This is a genomic window from Terrabacter lapilli (genome assembly GCF_039531305.1).
Lineage (GTDB): Bacteria > Actinomycetota > Actinomycetes > Actinomycetales > Dermatophilaceae > Terrabacter > Terrabacter lapilli.
Genome location: NZ_BAAAPU010000001.1, coordinates 18,731 through 36,201 on the forward strand (window position 1 = coordinate 18,731; position 17,471 = coordinate 36,201).

Sequence of the window (17,471 nt, forward strand, 5' to 3'; positions counted from 1 at the left end):
CGGGTAAGGCTCCTGTGGTTCCCCGAACTGAGGTGGGCACGACGCCCGCCCGTGACCACAGCACAGCGAAGGAGCACGGCATGGCTACCACCCGCACCGCCAGCACGCACTGGGAGGGCTCGCTCTTCGAGGGTTCCGGCCAGGTCAGCCTGGAGAGCTCGGGCATCGGCACCTACGACGTCAACTGGCCCTCGCGGGCGGAGTCGGCCAATGGCAGGACGAGCCCCGAGGAGCTCATCGCGGCCGCCCACTCGTCCTGCTTCTCGATGGCCCTGTCCAACGGGCTCGCCAAGGCCGGCACGCCGCCGACCACGCTCGACACCACGGCCAACGTGACGTTCGTTCCCGGTACCGGCATCACCGAGATCGCCCTCAGCGTCGTCGGTGACGTGCCCGGCATGTCGGCCGAGGACTTCCAGGCCGCGGCCGAGGACGCCAAGGCCAACTGCCCGGTGAGCCAGGCCCTCAAGGCCGTCCCGATCTCGCTCGAGGCGCGCCTGGGCTGAGCCCCGCGCCACGGCGATCGGCGTCGGCCCACTCGGGTCGGCGCCGATCGCCGTGTCCGCCGATGCTGTACGGCCCCAACGTCTCAGCCGTTCTCGACGGCCGACTTCAACGCCTCGAGCATCGCCTGCCAGTTCTGCGAGAACTGCTCCGCCTGCTCCTGCGACACGTTCCCGTCCTGCTCGAGGGTCACCGTCGTCGCTCCGGAGTCGCCGTGGGGCTCGAGCGTGTAGGTGACCGTGTGGTAGTTCTCCGGCCGGTCCTCCTGCCCCATCAGCGGGCTGTAGTGCGTGACGGACAGGCGACGGGGCGCGTCGACCTCGAGCACCTCGCCCTTGTCCCGGTAGGGCGTGCCGTTCATCTCCCCCTGCCACGTGATCGGGCTGCCGACCTGCCAGTCGGTGCTGACCTCGGTGCCGACCATCCACTGCCGGATCGCGTCCGGGTCGGTGAGCGCGTGCCACGCCCGCTCCGGCGTGGCGTCGACCGTGACCGACGCGTGTGCAACATGACCAGTCATCCGTCTGTCATACCGCCACAGGCCGTCTGCCGTCCCGACTTCGCGCCCGCCTAGGATCCCTCCCATGAGCAATGTCCTGTCTGCCGTCGCCTGGCCGTACACCAACGGCCCGCGCCACATCGGCCACGTGGCCGGTTTCGGCGTGCCCTCCGACGTCTTCAGCAGGTACATGCGGATGGCGGGGCACGACGTCCTCATGGTGTCCGGCACCGACGAGCACGGCACGCCGATCCTCGTCCTCGCCGAGGAGGAGGGCCTCACGCCGCAGGAGCTCGTCGACAAGTACAACGCCGTCATCGCCCAGGACCTGACCGACCTGGGCCTGTCCTACGACCTCTTCACCCGCACCACGACGCGCAACCACTACGCCGTGGTGCAGGAGATGTTCCGGCAGGTCCACGCCAACGGCTACATGATCGAGCAGACGACGAAGGGCGCGATCAGCCCCTCGACGGGCCGCACCCTGCCCGACCGCTACATCGAGGGCACCTGCCCCATCTGCGGCTTCCCCGAGGCCCGCGGCGACCAGTGCGACAACTGCGGCAACCAGCTCGACGCCGACGAGCTGATCGACCCGCGCAGCAGGATCAACGGCGAGACACCGGAGTTCATCGAGACCCAGCACTTCTTCCTCGACCTCCCGGCGCTCGCCGGTGCCCTCGGCGAGTGGCTCGACGGGCGCGAGGCCTCGGGCACATGGCGCCCCAACGTCATCAAGTTCTCCAAGAACCTCCTCAAGGACGTCCGCCCCCGCGCCATGACGCGCGACATCGACTGGGGCATCCCGATCCCGCTCGAGGGCTGGGAGGACAACCCGGCCAAGCGCCTCTACGTCTGGTTCGACGCGGTCATCGGCTACCTCTCGGCGAGCATCGAGTGGGCCCGCCGGGTCGGTGACCCGGAGCGCTGGCGCGAGTGGTGGAACGACCCGTCGGCCGTGTCCTACTACTTCCAGGGCAAGGACAACATCACCTTCCACAGCCAGATCTGGCCGGCCGAGCTGCTCGGCTACGCCGGCAAGGGCGACAAGGGCGGCGAGCCCGGACCGTACGGCGAACTCAACCTCCCCACCGAGGTGGTCGCCTCCGAGTTCATGACCCTCGAGGGCAAGCAGTTCTCGACGAGCCGCAAGCACGTCATCTACGTCCAGGACATCGTGGCCCGCTACGGCCCCGACCCGATCCGCTACTTCATCTGCGCCGCCGGCCCCGAGAACCAGGACGCCGACTTCTCCTGGGCCGAGTTCGTCCAACGCAACAACAGCGAGCTCGTCGCCGGCTGGGGCAACCTCGTCAACCGGACGGCGGCCATGATCGCGAAGAACTTCGGCGAGATCCCGAGGGCGTATGCCGCCCTGCCCGTCGACGAGGAGCTGCTCGCCACCGTGCGGGGTGCCTTCGCCACCGTCGGCGCGTCCCTCGAGCGGCACCGCCAGAAGGCCGCGCTCGCGGAGGTGATGCGAGTCGTCGGGGAGGCGAACGCGTACGTCAGCAGGACCGAGCCGTTCAAGCTCAAGGGGGACGACGAGCGCGAGCGGCTCTCGACCGTCCTGCACACGCTGGCCCAGGCCGTCTCGGACATCAACACGCTCATCTCGCCGTTCCTGCCGCACGCGGCCAACCGCGTCCACGCGGTGCTCGGCGGGGAGGGCGAGTTCATGCCGATGCCGCGGCTCGAGGTGGTGCGCGACCTCGACGACGACACCCGCAGCTACCCCGTCATCACCGGGGAGTACTCCTCGACCCCGCGCTGGGAGTCACGTCCGGTCGTCGTCGGCACGCCGATCGCCAAGCCGTCCGGTGTCTTCGCCAAGCTCGATGCCGAGCAGGTGATCGAGGACGAGCGGTCGCGCCTCGGCGACGCGGCACGCGGTGGCACCCGTCACCACACCGACCCGCTCGCCGCCCCGAAGATGGGCAAGCCGAGGCACGCCGCCGGCGAGGGCGTCGGCAGCAGCGCGCCCGGGTCCGCATGAGCCCCGGCTCCTCCGGGCAGCGGGGCCTCCCCGAGACCCTGCCGGACCCGTTGCCGATCGACGTCGTCGACAACCACGTCCACCTCGACATCACGCGCGAGGGGGACGAGCCCTTCGACGTCGACGAGGCGATCCGGCGCGCCCGCCAGGTCGGCGTCACGCGGCTCGTCCAGGTCGGCTGCGACCTCGACGGCATCCGCTTCACCCTGAAGGCCATCGAGGCACACGACGAGATCCTCGGCGGAATCGCCTTGCACCCGAACGAGGTTCCGCGTCTGGCAGCTGCCGGCACGCTCGACGACGCCTACGCCGAGGTCGAGGCATCCGCCGCCCACGACCGCGTCCGCGTCATCGGCGAGACGGGCCTCGACTACTTCCGCACCGGCCCCGAGGGGATCGCCGTGCAGCAGGACGGCTTCCGGTGGCACATCGACCTGGCCAAGCGGCTCGGCAAGGCCCTGCAGATCCACGACCGCGACGCCCACGACGACGTGCTGCGCATCCTGTCGGAGGAGGGGGCGCCCGAGCACACGGTGCTGCACTGCTTCTCCGGCGACCTCGCGATGGCCCGCGAGTGCGTCGAGCGCGGCTACTACCTCAGCTTCGCAGGCACGGTCACCTTCAAGAACGCCCGCGACCTGCGTGACGCGCTGACCGCGGTCCCGCTCGAGCGCATCCTCGTCGAGACCGACGCGCCCTACCTCGCCCCGACCCCGCATCGCGGCGCGACCAACGCCTCCTACCTCGTCCCGGTCACCATCCGGGCGATGGCCGGCGTGCTCAACCTCGACGTCCCGACCCTCTGCCGCGCGGTGTCCGAGAACAGCGAGCGGGTCTACGGTGCATGGGGATCCACGCCGCCGACCCAGGGCGCCTGACCGCATACCGCACGCGCCGGTGGGCTGCCCAACGGACGCGCGGTCCGTTACCGAAATTTGACCTTTCCATGGTCTGTCGGTCAGGGTGGGCGACTGTTGGCCGGTTGCTGCCCCGCATCGACCCACCTCCCGAGGGTGTGAGGTGGATGGTTCGAGAGCGCGTCGCATCCGGATAGTTCGACGTTCGGAGTGACTTGATTTCTCGCAACGCCAAGATCCTGGCCGCCACAGGCGCGGCCGTCGTCCTCACCTCCGGTGCGGTCGGCGCAACCCAGCTCGACAAGTCCGTCAACCTCTCGGTCGACGGCGCCGCAAGCTCAGCGCACGTCTTCGCCAGCACCGTGGGTGACGTCCTCGACAAGCAGGGGATCTCGGTCAAGCCCGGCGACGTCGTCGTCCCGGCCGCGGACGCGCCCGTCCACGACGGTGACACCATCACCGTGAAGTACGCCCGCATGCTCAAGCTGACGGTCGACGGCAAGACGCGTGAGCTGCGCACCACCGAGACCACGGTCGACGGGGCGCTCCTGGCGCTCGGCGTCCGCGGCGAGGGGGCGCGCCTGTCCGTGTCGCGTTCGCAGACGATCGGCCGCCAGGGGCTCGCCGTCACGGTCGTGACGCCCAAGGCCGTCACCCTCACCGTCGACGGCAAGACCGTCACCAAGACCATCGCCGCGGCAACCGTCGGTGAGGCCCTGACCCAGCTCGACGTCCGCCTCGGCAAGGCCGACAAGGTGAACCCGCCCGTCACGACGCCGCTGACCACCGGCACGAAGATCGCCGTGCAGCGCGTGCAGACCAAGGACCAGCAGGTCACGCGGCCCATCGCCTTCGGCACGACGAAGAAGCCGACCGGCGACCTCTACACCGACCAGACCAAGGTGGCCCAGGCCGGCGTCGCCGGGGTGCGCACCGTGACGGTCCGGACCAACGTCGTCGACGGCAAGGTCGTCTCCACCACGGAGATCGCCTCGAAGGTCACCAAGGCCCCCGTCGAGCGCATCGTGCTCGTCGGCACCAAGACGCGCCCGGCCCCCGCCCCGACGCCCGCGGCCGCGCCGGCCCCGAGCGGCGGCTCCAGCTCGGGCGCCGGCCTCGACCTGTCCCGTGCAGCGATGTGGGACAGCATCGCCCAGTGCGAGTCGACCGGTAACTGGCACATCAACACCGGCAACGGCTACTACGGCGGCCTGCAGTTCCTCACCTCCACCTGGCTCGCCTACGGCGGCGGCGACTTCGCCAGCCGTGCGGACCTGGCCAGCCGCGAGCAGCAGATCACCGTGGCCAACCGCGTGTACGCCGACAACGGCATCTCGCAGTGGCAGTGCAAGGCGTGAGCTGACGGCTCCCGCCGGTTCCCCTGCAGCAGCGAGGCCCCCGACCCAACGGTCGGGGGCCTCGCCGTGCTCCGCGGGGCGCGCCGGGCGGCATACGCCCCCGGGCGCACGCCATAGGGTGAGCGCATGACGAAGAAGGACGCCGGGGGCGCCGGCAGGCACGTCGCCCAGGTCGACGACGCCGCGCAGGTCGACGACGCCGCGCTCCTCGGCGCGGCGCAGGTGCGCGAGCTCGCCGAGCGTCTCGAGGTGCGACCCACCAAGCAGTGGGGCCAGAACTTCGTCGTCGACGCCAACACCGTGCGCAAGATCGTCCGTGTCGCAGGGGTGGGCCCCAAGGACGTCGTCGTCGAGGTGGGCCCCGGGCTGGGCTCGCTCACCCTGGCGCTGCTCCCCGTCGTCAAGCACGTCACGGCCGTGGAGGTCGACCCGCGGCTCGCGGGCGCGCTCGAGGAGACCGTCCGCACGCTGCAGCCGGGCAACGCCGACAAGCTGCGGCTCGTGGCGGCCGATGCCCTGACGGTCACGAAGCTGCCCGGCCCGGACCCCACGGCGCTCGTGGCCAACCTGCCCTACAACATCTCGGTGCCGGTCGTGCTGTCGTTCCTGCAGCACTTCCCGAGCATCGAGCGCGTCCTCGTCATGGTGCAGCTGGAGGTCGCCGAGCGGCTCGCGGCCAGGCCGGGCAGCAAGGTCTACGGCGTTCCCAGCCTCAAGGCCGCGTGGTACTCCGACGTCGAGCTGGCCGGGCGCGTCGGTCGCAACGTGTTCTGGCCGGCGCCCAACGTCGACTCCGGCCTGGTGTCGCTGCGCCGGCGCAAGCCCCCGAAGACGACCGCCAGCCGCGAGGACGTCTTCCGTTGCATCGACGCCGCCTTCCTGCAGCGCCGCAAGTCCCTCCGGGCCGCGCTGGCCTCCTGGGCCGGATCCGCCGACGCCGCGGAGCAGGCGCTCGTGACGGCCGGCATCGACCCGCGCACCCGCGGCGAGCAGCTCGACATCACGGCTTTCGCCCGCATCGCGGAGGCCCGGCCGGCCGGTGTCGGTCCCGCCGAGCCCCGGCCTCGCCGCCGAGGACATTCCTCCTGAGTCGCCTAGAGGCCCATAGGGTGGGCGCATGACTGTCGCTCCGACGCTGCCCGGTGCGGTGACCGTTCGGGTCCCCGCCAAGGTCAACCTCGAGCTGCGCGTCGGACCGCGACGGCCGGACGGCTACCACTCGCTCGCGACGGTCTACCAGGCGGTGTCGCTGCACGACGACGTCTCGGTCGCCCGCTGGGAGGACTGGCAGGTCGTCGCGGCCGGGCCGTATGCCGACCGCATCCCGACCGACGGCGACAACCTGGCCGTCCGCGCCGCCCGGCTCGTCGCGGAGCGCTGGGACGTCGACGAGCGGCTCTCGATCCGCATCGACAAGGACATCCCCGTCGCCGGGGGCATGGCGGGCGGCTCCGCCGACGCGGCCGGTGCCCTCGTGGCCTGCGACCAGCTGTGGGGCCTCGGGCTCGACCGTGAGGAGCTCGCCGAGCTCGCCGCGGCGCTGGGCAGCGACGTGCCCTTCATCCTCACCGGCGGCAACGCGATGGGCTCGGGCCGCGGCGAGCAGCTGGCGCCCGTGCTGGCGCGCGGCACCTTCCACTGGGTCTTCGCCATCAGTGACGTCGGCCTGTCGACCCCCGAGGTGTATGCCGAGTGCGACCGCCTGCGCGAGCGTGACGGGGAGCACGTGGGCGAGCCGCAGATCAGCGCCGAGCTCATGGCGGCCCTGCGCTCCGGTGACCCCGCAGCCCTCGGTGCCGCCCTGCACAACGACCTGGAGCCGGCTGCCTTCTCGCTGCGGCCCCAGCTGCGCGAGCTGCGCGACGCCGGCGTCGAGTTCGGGGCGCTCGGTGGCGTCGTGTCGGGGTCCGGCCCCACCGTCGCCTTCCTGACCGAGAGCCACGAGGCCTCGCTCGACCTGTCCGTCTCGCTCGCCGCCTCCGACCTCTGTCGCAACCTGCGCCGCGCGAAGGGCCCGGTCCACGGCGCCCAGGTCGTGCCCGCCGCCCGCACCGCCGACTGACGGTCGTCCCTGCGCGATTCGGTGGGTGCCCGCCGAGGTCGTAGGGTCAGTGGTCGATGGCCAACCTGATCTCGCTCGAACGCGTCTCCCTCGTCTTCGGCACCAGCCACGTCCTCGACGACGTCAGCCTCGGCGTCCTCACGGGCGACCGCATCGGCGTCGTCGGCGTCAACGGCGGCGGCAAGTCGACCCTGCTGCGCGTCATGGCCGGCCTGCAGGAGCCGGACTCCGGGCGCATCACCAAGCAGGGCGGCGCCGACGGCATCCGCATCGGCATGCTGAGCCAGGAGGACGCGCTCGACCCCGAGTGGACCATCCGCGAGGCCGTGCTCGGCGACCTTCCCGAGCACGTCTGGGCCGGCGACCCCCGCATCCGTGACGTCCTGACGGGCCTGCTCGGCGGCATCGAGGCGCAGAACGTCGGCGGCCTCGACAGCCGCGTCGGCCCGAAGTCCGGTGGCGAGCGCCGTCGCCTCGCGCTCGCGCGCCTGCTCGTCGCCGACCCCGAGCTGCTCCTGCTCGACGAGCCGACCAACCACCTCGACGTCGAGGGCGTCGCGTGGCTCGCCGACCACCTCGCCTCGAAGCGGCCCCGACCCGGCAACGCCACCGTCGCGATCACGCACGACCGGTGGTTCCTCGACGCGTACGCCACCCTGACGTGGGAGGTCGAGGGCGGGACGGTGAGCGCCTTCGAGGGAGGGTATGCCGCATACGTCCTCGCCAAGGCCGAGCGCGACCGCCTCGCGGGCGTCGTCGCCGACCGGCGCTCGAACCTCATGCGCAAGGAGCTCGCGTGGCTGCGTCGCGGGGCACCCGCGCGCACGAGCAAGCCGAAGTTCCGCATCGACGCGGCCAACGCCCTCATCGCGGACGAGCCGGCGCCGCGCAACAGCGTCGAGCTCGCGTCGTTCGCGAGCCGGCGCCTCGGCAAGGACGTCCTCGACCTCGAGGACGCGACGGTCTCGGTCGGCGATCCGCCGCACCAGCGCCGGGTGCTCGACCACGTGACGTGGCGGCTGGCGCCCGGGGAGCGCATCGGCATCATCGGCGTCAACGGCGCCGGCAAGTCGACCCTGCTGCGCGCCCTCACCGGTGAGATCCCGCTCGACGGAGGGCGGCGCAAGATCGGCAAGACCGTCGCCATCGCTCACCTGACGCAGGAGGTGCGCGAGCTCGAGCGGTTCGAGCAGTGGCGCGTCATCGAGGCCATCGAGGACGTCAGGCAGTGGACGACGCTCGGAGGCAAGGAGATCAGCGCCGGCCAGCTCGCGACCCGCCTCGGCTTCCCGGGCGGTCGCCAGCAGTCTCGGGTCGGTGACCTGAGCGGTGGCGAGCGTCGGCGACTGCAGCTCACCCGGCTGCTGCTCACCGAGCCGAACGTGCTGATCCTCGACGAGCCGACCAACGACCTCGACATCGAGACCCTGACCTCGCTCGAGGACGTCCTCGACGGCTGGGCCGGGACGCTCGTCGTCGTCTCGCACGACCGCTACCTGCTCGAGCGCGTGGCCGACAAGCAGCTCGCGCTGCTCGGTGACGGCAAGGTCCGCGACCTGCCCGGCGGGGTCGAGGAGTACCTCCGCCTGAGGGCGGCCACCATCGCCGACCAGGTGGCAGGTGCGTCGGCCCGGCCGGGCCCCGGCGGGGGCGCGCCCGACGGTGCGACCGGGGCGGGCGGCATACCTCGGGGCTCGACCCCGACTGCGAACCCCGCGCAGGTGCGCGAAGCGCGGAAGTCGATGGCCCGCATCGAGAAGCAGCTCTCGCGCCTGCAGGAGCGGGAGGAGCGGCTGCACGGCGACATGGCGGAGCAGGCGACCGACCCGGCCGCCCTCGCCGACCTCAACACGAAGCTGCAGGCGGTCGTCGCGGAGCGGGAGGAGCTCGAGCTCGAGTGGCTGGAGGCTGCCGAGGTCGTCGGCTGACAGCCGAGACCCCTTGAAAGTATCTTGATGTCAAGATACTTTCGGTGCATGGAGATGTTCCTTCACCACGTCCAGGTGTCCGGCCCAGCCGGGTGCGAGGACGACATGCGCGCGTTCTACGTCGGCGTCCTCGGCATGACCGAGGTGCCCAAGCCGGCACGCCTCGCCGCCCGTGGGGGCGCCTGGTTCCGCGCGGGCTCGGCCGAGGTCCACGTCGGCATCGAGGACGGCTTCGCCCCGGCCCGCAAGGCCCACCCGGGCATCGCCGTCGGCGACGTCGAGGCCCTCGCCGAGCGGGTGGGGTCAGCGGGGGCGCCGGTCACGTGGGACGACAACATCCCGGGCCTGCGCCGTTTCCACACCACAGACCCGGTGGGCAATCGCCTGGAGTTCCAGCAGGCGGCGCGGCAGGCGTGAGGCGCTCAGGCCGGAGGGCCGGCGCGGCGCACCTCGGGCGCCTCGCGCGTCTCGCGCTTCTCGAGGGGGACGAGCATGCGCCGCAGCAGTGCGGCCAGCTGGGCGCGGTCGGCCTCCGACAGCTCGGAGAGGAGCGACTTCTCCTGCTCGATGAGGTCGGCCATGGCCGAGTCGACGACGTCGCGGCCGGCCGGCGTGAGGCGGACGAGCACGCCGCGCCGGTCACCCGGGTCGGGGCGGCGGTCGACGAAGCCGCTGCGCTCGAGCCGGTCGACGCGGTTGGTCATCGTGCCCGACGTGACGAGCGTCTGCTGCACGAGCTGGCCGGGGGAGAGCTCGTAGGGCTCGCCTGCGCGACGCAGGGCCGACAGGACATCGAAGGCCCAGCCGTCGAGCAGGTGCTCGGAGAACGCCGACCCGCGAGCCAGGTCGAGGCGGCGCGCGAGGCGCGAGACCCGAGAGAGCACCTCGAGCGGCGACACGTCGAGGTCGGGGCGCTCCCGGCGCCAGGCCGCGACGATCTCGTCGACGTCGTCGGCGGGCCTGCGGTCGGCGCTCATGGCTCCGATCCTAGTGGCCGTCAAGAGTCTTGACATCGAAGGAAAGAGAGCGTGACATGACCGACTCCGCCTGGGACCCGCGGCAGTATGCCGTCTTCTCCGGTCATCGGGGCCGTCCCTTCACCGACCTGCTGGCCCGCGTCGACGCGCCGGCCCCGCGCCTGGTGGTCGACCTCGGCTGCGGGCCCGGGGACCTGACGCTCGGGCTGGCCCGGCGCTGGCCGCAGGCGCGCGTCGTCGGCGTCGACAGCTCGCCCGAGATGCTCCAGCGCGCCCGCGAGCTCGATGCCGAGGGTCGTGTCGAGTGGGTCGAGCGGCGCGCCGAGGAGTGGGACCCCGCCGCGACCGGGGACCCCGTCGACGTGCTCGTCACCAACGCGACGCTCCAGTGGGTGCCGACCCACCTGCGCCTCGTCCCCACCTGGGTGCAGGCACTGGCGCCCGGCGGCACCTTCGCGATGCAGGTGCCGTCCAACTTCGAGGCCCCCTCGCACCGGCTCATGCGCGAGGTCGCCGCGCGCCACGCGCGCGCCGAGGAGCTGCGCCCCGGACTCGAGCGCGCCCGCGCCGTCGCCGACCCGCAGACGTATGCCGCCCTCCTCCTCGAGCTCACCCCGGACGTCGACGTGTGGCAGACGACCTACGAGCACGTCCTGGCCACGACGCCAGACGGGCCGCACCCGGTGCTCGAGTGGGTGCGCGGCACCGGCCTGCGGCCCGTGCTCGGCGTGCTCGACGCGGACGAGCGGGACGCGTTCGTGGCCGACTACGCGCGTGAGCTGGAGACGGCATACCCCCGCCGGTCGTTCGGGGTGCTCTTCCCGTTCACGCGTACCTTCGCGGTCGCCCGCACCGGTGGCCGGCGGTCGGGTGTGGTTGACGGCTGAGGGCGGCCTTTCGGAAGAAATGTCCACGAGTTTCCGGCGTTTTCGCCCATTTCGCCGAAACCTGTCATGGAATAGGTCCTGGCGGGTCTCACGGAGGCCGGTCCAGGGGGATCTCCCGCTTGGTCAGGGGAGGGAGTGGTTCCCACGGGCCGTTCTCGGTGGTGCCGCCAGGTTTCGTCCTTCCGCGTGGTTTCGTGGAGGGGACCGTTCGGAAGGACGAAACCTGCACCATCTCCTGACGCCGCCGCGCAGGACGCCCGACGCTCAGCGTTCAGGCCGCGTCACGAGGCGCGGGCTGCGGTCGAGGCCCGAGAGCCCGTTCCAGGCGAGGTTGACCAGGTGCGCCGCGACCTCCTCCTTCTTGAACTTGCGCCGGTCGAGCCACCAGGGACCGGTCAGCGCCACCATGCCGACGAGCATGTGGGCGTGGATCGGCGCCGACTTGGCATCGAGACCGCGCTGCTTGAACTCCGCCGCCAGCAGGTGCTCGACGTGCACCACGACGTCGTCCAGGACGCTCGCGAAGGAGCCGGTCGACTGGCCGGGCGGCGAGTCGCGCACGAGGATGCGGAAGCCGTCCGGGTCGTTCTCGATGTAGTCGAGCAGCGCGAGGGTCGCCCGCTCCAGGAGCACGCGCGCCCCCTCCGGCTCCTCGAGAGCCGTGCTGATGGACCCCATGAGGCTCTGGATCTCGCGGTCCACCACGACGGCGTAGAGGCCCTCCTTGCCGCCGAAGTGCTCGTAGACCACCGGTTTGGAGACGCTCGCCCTGGCGGCGACCTCCTCGACCGTCGTGGCCTCGAAACCCTTGTGGGCGAACAGTTTGCGGCCGACCGCGATGAGCTGCTCGCGGCGCTCGGGTCCCGTCATGCGGGGCCGCGGTCGCGAGCGGTCGGTGCGGTCGGAGCTCACGCGCCCATTCTGCCGTTTCGTCCGGTCCCGCGACGCACGTGCCCACCCGACTGGCTTGGCGGCCAGAACTTCCTCTGAGAACTTCCTCGCAGAATCCGGTCATGAAACGGCCGGTCACTCGTCTTAGTCGGTAAGGGGGGAAACGGCTCGCACCATGGCTTGGGGGCCACGGGTCTGGGGGGACACGGGTGGTGTGGGACGCAGAAGGGGTCGGTCGCGGCAAGTGATTGGGGAGGTTGCCGCGGCCGACCCCTCACCTCTCGGCTGCCCCAATGGCGCGTGAAACCCTCCCGTCGGTCCGCCCGCTGAAGCACACTGGAGTCCCATCTCTCTCGGGAGGCCAGCGTGACAGTCATCAGGGTCGCAGCACCCGGCAGCTCGGTGGCGTCCACGTCTGTCGACTCGGTCGACCTGAGGGCAGCCTCGGACGCGGAACTGCTCGAGAGCGTGCGGGACGGCGACGACGTGGCCTTCGCCGTGCTGTGGCACCGTCACCTGCCGGCCGCGTATGCCGCTGCCACGCGGTTCCGTGGCCGCGTGGCCGCCGAGGACCTGGTGGCCGAGGCCTCGGCGCGAGTGCTGCGCCTGCTGCGACAGGGGCAGGGCCCGGCCCACAACTTCCGGGGCTACTTCGTCCAGACCGTGCGCTCGGTCGGGCTCGACGCCGTGCGCGGCTCGATCACGGTGGTGCCCACGCCGTCCGAGGACCTCGACCTGCTGCCCGGCCTGCTGCCGGGCCCCGAGGCCGCCACCGTGGGCGACGTCGAGGTCGACACCGAGCTGGTGCGCGAGGCGTTCCACGGGCTTCCTGACACCGACCAGGAGCTGCTCTGGCGCACCATGGTCGAGGGGGAGGCCCCGCGCGCCGTCGCACCCCTGCTAGGGGTCTCGGCGAACGTCGTCAGCGCGAGGGCGAAGCGCGCCCGCGACGCACTGCGCACCAGCTACCTCGACGCGTGGGTGCGGCGGCGGGCTCCGCACTGCGGCAGCCCCGAGTGCCGGTGGGTCCTCGACCACCTGAGCGGCTACGTCCGCGGACGGCTCACGCCACGGCAGCAGGCACGGGCCGGCACCCACCTCGCCTCGTGCCCCACGGACGCGCGCCTCGAGGCCGACCTGCGGCGCGTGCACGACGGCTTCCGCGGGTTCGTCGGCCCCCTCGTGCTCATCGCCGGCGCGGCCTCGCCGGCGCTCGGCCACGGCACGATGGCCCAGCTCGTCGGAGCGCATGCGGCCTCCGCCGGGATCGGCGCGTCCGGCGCTGCCGGCACGGTCACGGCGACCGGGGCGACGGCGTCGTCGGCGACGGCGACCGCGGCCTCGGCGGCGACGTCGACCGCGGCGACCACCGCGACCACCGCGACCACCGTCACGACCGCCGCGGCGACGACCACGACGGCGACGGCCTCCACGGTCACGACGGCGGCGACGGCCTCGGTCACGACGGCGGCGACGGCCTCTTCGGTCACGACGGCAGCCGCGACCGCCTCGGTCACGACGGCGGCGACCGCCTCCACGGTCACGACCGCAGCGGTGACCGCCTCCACGGCCACGACGGCCGCGGTGACCGCCTCGACGGCCGCGGTGACCGCCTCGACGGCCGCGGTGACTGCCACGACGGCGACGGCGACGACGGCGGCGGCGACGGCCTCCACGGTCACGACGGCGGCGACGGCCTCGGTCACGACGGCGGCGGCGACGGCCTCGGTCACGACCGCGGCGGCGACGGCCTCGGTCACGACTGCGGCGGCGACGGCCTCGACCGCTGCTGCGGCTGCGGTCGCCGTGCCCGTCGCGGCTGCGGCCCTGCCCGCGGCAGCCGCCGTCGGAGGGACGGTGCTGCTGTCCGGGACCGCCCTGGGTCCGCCGATCGCGTCGGCGGTCGCTGGACTCGTCATCGGCCTGGGGGTCTCGGCTGCGCCGGCAGACGCGAGCCAGCAGCAGGTCGCGCAGCCCGTCTCGCACACGGTGAGCGCGCCCGTGAGCCTGGCGTCGTCACCGGGGGAGAGCTCCTCCACCGGGTCCGCGGGCTCACTCGCCGAGAGCCTGGTCCTTCCGGTGCCTGGTGCCGCGACGAGCGCACAGGTCCCGACGTCCAGCGGTGCGCTCGCGACCGTCCGCGTGGGATTCACGGCGAGCACCGGTACCGGCCCCTCCTCGATCGACAGCCTGGCGTCGACCACCGGGACCACGGACCCCACTGCATCCTCGGTCCCGCCTGCGACCTCTGGCTCGACGGGGTCCGATCCGGTCCTCGGCGCAACCGCCCCCACCGGGAGCTCGACGACTGCTCCGTCCGACGTCTCCTCGGCGACCGCCGCTGGAACCACCAGCCCCACCACCCCGGCCCCGGCACCGAGCGTGACAGCGCCGGCGACGCCCGAGCCGAGCGCCACGGTGGCGCCGACGCCGACGCCGACGCCGGACCCGACCGAGACGGTGCCGACGCCGGAGCCGAGCGGCACGGTGTCACCGACGCCCGAGCCCAGCACGACGGGGACGCCGACACCCGATCCGAGCGTGTCGGCGACCTCGCAGCCGGCGGTGACCGAGCCGGTCACCGCCCAGTCCGGCGGGTAGGAGCGGACGCAGCCGTCCCGCCCCCGGCGAGCAGGTGTCCCGGGCGCCCCGGGCCGCGCGTGCGATGGACCAGCGAAGGGCCGGCGAAGGACCGCGCAAGGACGTGTTCGGCGGCGTCGTCACGCTGCACTACCCTGTGACCCGTCCAACGACGATCCCCGGTTGGTCTGCCGGCAGGGCCCGCCTGACTTTGAATCAGGACAAGCGACGCAGGTTCGACTCCTGCCCGGGGAGCCGGTGACCAGAGGTGACCGGCGCGGCGTGCCCGGTGTGGCGGGGCGTCACCGGCCCGAGGTGAGGTGTGACTGGGGTCACCAGCCCACCACGGCTGCGACCGACCTCGTCGCGCCCATGAGTAGCATGGCTGCGGCGCACCCCGGCGCCCGTCCGGGTCGGGGTCGTACGCACCCGAGTGCACCCCGTCCGAGAAGGAGCTGCGCCCTGTGAGCGATCTACGGCCCGCCGCCGTGATCGTCCTCGCCGCCGGTGAGGGCACACGCATGAAGTCCGCAACACCGAAGGTCCTCCACACGATCGGCGGGCACACACTCGTGGCCCATGCGATCCGAGCCGCCCGCGGCACGAGCCCGCAGCACCTGGCCGTCGTGGTGCGCCACGAACGCGACCGTGTCGCCGAGCACGTGACGCAGATCGACCCCGACGTCCTCGTGGCCGACCAGGACGACGTCAAGGGCACCGGCCGTGCCGTCGAGTGCGCGCTCGAGGTGCTGCCGCCGGACCTCGCCGGCACCGTCGTCGTCACCTACGGCGACGTCCCCCTGCTGACGAGCGAGACACTCCAGGGGCTCGTCGCCGAGCACCACGCGTCGGGCAACGCGGTCACGCTCATCACCGCGACGCTCGAGGACCCCACCGGCTACGGCCGGGTCATCCGCGACGCCGACGACGCCGTCGCGGCGATCGTCGAGCAGAAGGACGCCGACGAGCAGCAGCGCACGATCCGCGAGGTGAACAGCGGGCTGTACGCGTTCGACGCGACGGTGCTGCGCGAGGCGCTCGCCGAGGTCGGCACCGACAACGCCCAGGGCGAGAAGTACCTCACCGACGTCGTGGCGATCGCGCGTGGTCGGGGGCTGGCCGTCCGCGCCCACCTCGTCGCCGACCTGTGGCAGACCGAGGGCGTCAACGACAAGGTGCAGCTGGCGCGCCTGGGTGCCGAGCTCAACCGCCGCATCGTCGAGAAGGCCATGCGCGAGGGCGCCATTGTCATCGACCCGGCCACGACGTGGCTCGACGCAGACGTGACCATCGGGCCCGACACGGTCGTGCACCCGGGCACCCAGGTGCACGGCGCCAGCACGATCGGGCGCGACTGCACCATCGGTCCCGACACCACCCTCACCGACGTCGAGGTCGGCGACGGCGCCAGCGTCGTTCGCACGCAGGCCGAGCTGGCCGAGATCGGGCCGGGAGCCACCGTGGGCCCCTTCTCGTACCTGCGGCCCGGCACCCGGCTCGGCGCTCGCGGGAAGATCGGCGGTTTCGTCGAGACGAAGAACGCCGACATCTGCGAGGGCGCCAAGGTGCCGCACCTGACCTACTGCGGCGACGCCACCATCGGGGCCGGCGCCAACATCGGCGCGGGCACCATCTTCGCCAACTACGACGGCGTCACCAAGGGCCGCACCAACGTCGGGGCCCACAGCTTCGTCGGCAGCAACTCGGTCATCGTCGCGCCGCGCACCATCGCCGACGGCGCCTACGTCGCGGCGGGGTCAGCCGTGGTCAGCGACGTCGGGCCGGGTCAGCTGGCCGTCACCCGCGCGCAGCAGCGAAACGTCGACGGGTGGGTCGCCCGCCGCCGCGCCGGCACGAAGACCGACGAGGCCGCGAGGGCGGCCCAGCAGGGCACGGGCGCCGACGCTCCGCCGAACACCGACACGAAGGACGCGCAAGGATGAGCGGCATCAACAAGACCACCGAGAAGCACCTCATGGTCTTCTCCGGCCGGGCCCACCCCCAGCTGGCCCAGGAGGTCGCCAAGGAGCTCGGCACCGACCTCGTCCCGACCTCCGCGTACGACTTCGCCAACGGCGAGATCTACGTGCGCTACGAGGAGTCCGTACGCGGCTCCGACGCCTTCGTCATCCAGAGCCACACCGCTCCGATCAACGAGTGGATCATGGAGCAGCTCATCATGATCGATGCGCTCAAGCGGGCCTCGGCCAAGCGCATCACGGTCGTGCTCCCCTTCTACGGCTACGCGCGGCAGGACAAGAAGCACCGCGGCCGCGAGCCGATCTCCGCCCGCCTCATGGCCGACCTGTTCAAGACGGCCGGCGCCAACCGGCTCATGGCCATCGACCTGCACACCGCGCAGATCCAGGGCTTCTTCGACGGCCCGGTCGACCACCTCATGGCGATGCCGATCCTGGCCGACTACGTCGGGAGGAAGTACGGCCACCTCGACCTCGCGGTCGTCTCGCCCGACGCCGGCCGCATCAAGGTCGCCGAGGACTGGAGCTCTCGCCTCGGCGGAGCGCCCCTGGCCTTCATCCACAAGACCCGCGACATCAACCGGCCCAACGAGGTCGTCGCCAACCGCGTCGTCGGCGAGATCAAGGGCCGCACCTGCGTGCTCGTCGACGACATGATCGACACCGCCGGCACCATCACCAAGGCAGCGGACGCGCTGATGGAGCAGGGTGCGGCATCGGTCATCATCGCAGCGACCCACGCGATCCTCTCCGGTCCGGCCGTCGACCGTCTCAAGGCCTGCCGGGTCGAGGAGGTCATCGTCACCAACACGCTGCCGATCCCCGACGACCGCCGCTTCGACAAGCTTGAGGTGCTCTCGATCGCCCCGCTCGTGTCGATGGCGATCCGCGAGGTCTTCGAGGACGGCTCCGTGACGAGCCTCTTCGACGGCAAGGCCTGAGCGGCCGTGCCC

General features: G+C 72.1%; 15 protein-coding genes and 1 tRNA gene. 13 read left to right on the top strand and 3 right to left on the bottom strand.

From position 1 onward, the window contains the following. Window positions 1-80 precede the first annotated feature (80 nt). Window positions 81-506: an OsmC family protein gene (locus ABD241_RS00070; RefSeq protein ID WP_344057228.1), complete on the top strand. Its 426-nt coding sequence runs from the start codon at window positions 81-83 to the stop codon at window positions 504-506. 83 nt (window positions 507-589) lie between these two features. Here ABD241_RS00070 and ABD241_RS00075 read toward each other — a convergent pair whose 3' ends face one another. Then, the gene (locus ABD241_RS00075; protein WP_344057229.1) at window positions 590-1,024 is read right to left on the bottom strand and encodes an SRPBCC domain-containing protein; all 435 of its coding nucleotides are present in this window, start codon (window positions 1,022-1,024) and stop codon (window positions 590-592) included. Window positions 1,025-1,088: 64 nt separating this feature from the next. On the opposite strand from ABD241_RS00075, the gene metG reads away from it, so the two are divergent. The 7 genes from metG to ABD241_RS00110 all read left to right on the top strand — a co-directional run bounded on the left by metG (window position 1,089) and on the right by ABD241_RS00110 (window position 9,621). Further along, a complete protein-coding gene (metG, locus tag ABD241_RS00080) occupies window positions 1,089-2,999 on the top strand; it encodes a methionine--tRNA ligase (RefSeq protein ID WP_344057230.1) in 1,911 nt (636 codons plus the stop codon). After that, the gene (locus ABD241_RS00085) at window positions 2,996-3,877 is read left to right on the top strand and encodes a TatD family hydrolase (RefSeq protein WP_344057231.1); all 882 of its coding nucleotides are present in this window, start codon (window positions 2,996-2,998) and stop codon (window positions 3,875-3,877) included. The genes metG and ABD241_RS00085 overlap by 4 nt, the downstream gene beginning before the upstream one ends. A gap of 194 nt (window positions 3,878-4,071) precedes the next feature. Next, window positions 4,072-5,214, top strand: a complete 1,143-nt coding sequence (locus tag ABD241_RS00090) for a resuscitation-promoting factor (RefSeq protein WP_344057232.1) — start codon at window positions 4,072-4,074, stop codon at window positions 5,212-5,214. A 126-nt stretch (window positions 5,215-5,340) separates the two neighbouring features. Beyond that, on the top strand, window positions 5,341-6,303 hold the full coding sequence (gene rsmA / locus ABD241_RS00095; protein ID WP_344057233.1) for a 16S rRNA (adenine(1518)-N(6)/adenine(1519)-N(6))-dimethyltransferase RsmA: 963 nt from the start codon (window positions 5,341-5,343) through the stop codon (window positions 6,301-6,303). Window positions 6,304-6,331: 28 nt separating this feature from the next. Beyond that, window positions 6,332-7,276: a 4-(cytidine 5'-diphospho)-2-C-methyl-D-erythritol kinase gene (locus tag ABD241_RS00100; RefSeq protein WP_344057234.1), complete on the top strand. Its 945-nt coding sequence runs from the start codon at window positions 6,332-6,334 to the stop codon at window positions 7,274-7,276. A gap of 56 nt (window positions 7,277-7,332) precedes the next feature. Then, the gene (locus ABD241_RS00105; RefSeq protein WP_344057235.1) at window positions 7,333-9,204 is read left to right on the top strand and encodes an ABC-F family ATP-binding cassette domain-containing protein; all 1,872 of its coding nucleotides are present in this window, start codon (window positions 7,333-7,335) and stop codon (window positions 9,202-9,204) included. Between the two features lie 48 nt (window positions 9,205-9,252). Next, a complete protein-coding gene (locus tag ABD241_RS00110) occupies window positions 9,253-9,621 on the top strand; it encodes a VOC family protein (protein WP_344057236.1) in 369 nt (122 codons plus the stop codon). A gap of 5 nt (window positions 9,622-9,626) precedes the next feature. Here ABD241_RS00110 and ABD241_RS00115 read toward each other — a convergent pair whose 3' ends face one another. After that, complete coding sequence (locus ABD241_RS00115) at window positions 9,627-10,181, bottom strand: MarR family winged helix-turn-helix transcriptional regulator (RefSeq protein ID WP_344057237.1); 555 nt, start codon at window positions 10,179-10,181, stop codon at window positions 9,627-9,629. Window positions 10,182-10,237: 56 nt separating this feature from the next. On the opposite strand from ABD241_RS00115, the gene ABD241_RS00120 reads away from it, so the two are divergent. Next, window positions 10,238-11,068, top strand: coding sequence for a methyltransferase domain-containing protein (locus tag ABD241_RS00120; RefSeq protein ID WP_344057238.1), 831 nt, complete (start codon window positions 10,238-10,240; stop codon window positions 11,066-11,068). Window positions 11,069-11,332: 264 nt separating this feature from the next. On the opposite strand, the gene ABD241_RS00125 is transcribed toward ABD241_RS00120, so the two are convergent. Then, on the bottom strand, window positions 11,333-11,938 hold the full coding sequence (locus ABD241_RS00125) for a TetR/AcrR family transcriptional regulator (RefSeq protein WP_344057642.1): 606 nt from the start codon (window positions 11,936-11,938) through the stop codon (window positions 11,333-11,335). A gap of 387 nt (window positions 11,939-12,325) precedes the next feature. On the opposite strand from ABD241_RS00125, the gene ABD241_RS00130 reads away from it, so the two are divergent. From ABD241_RS00130 to ABD241_RS00145, 4 genes are all read left to right on the top strand, one after another. Continuing rightward, window positions 12,326-14,560, top strand: coding sequence for a sigma-70 family RNA polymerase sigma factor (locus ABD241_RS00130; protein WP_344057240.1), 2,235 nt, complete (start codon window positions 12,326-12,328; stop codon window positions 14,558-14,560). A 155-nt stretch (window positions 14,561-14,715) separates the two neighbouring features. After that, a tRNA-Gln gene (locus tag ABD241_RS00135) sits at window positions 14,716-14,794 on the top strand. A 209-nt stretch (window positions 14,795-15,003) separates the two neighbouring features. Next, a complete protein-coding gene (gene glmU / locus ABD241_RS00140) occupies window positions 15,004-16,482 on the top strand; it encodes a bifunctional UDP-N-acetylglucosamine diphosphorylase/glucosamine-1-phosphate N-acetyltransferase GlmU (RefSeq protein WP_344057241.1) in 1,479 nt (492 codons plus the stop codon). Then, complete coding sequence (locus ABD241_RS00145; RefSeq protein WP_142220449.1) at window positions 16,479-17,459, top strand: ribose-phosphate diphosphokinase; 981 nt, start codon at window positions 16,479-16,481, stop codon at window positions 17,457-17,459. The genes glmU and ABD241_RS00145 overlap by 4 nt, the downstream gene beginning before the upstream one ends. Window positions 17,460-17,471: the final 12 nt, after the last annotated feature.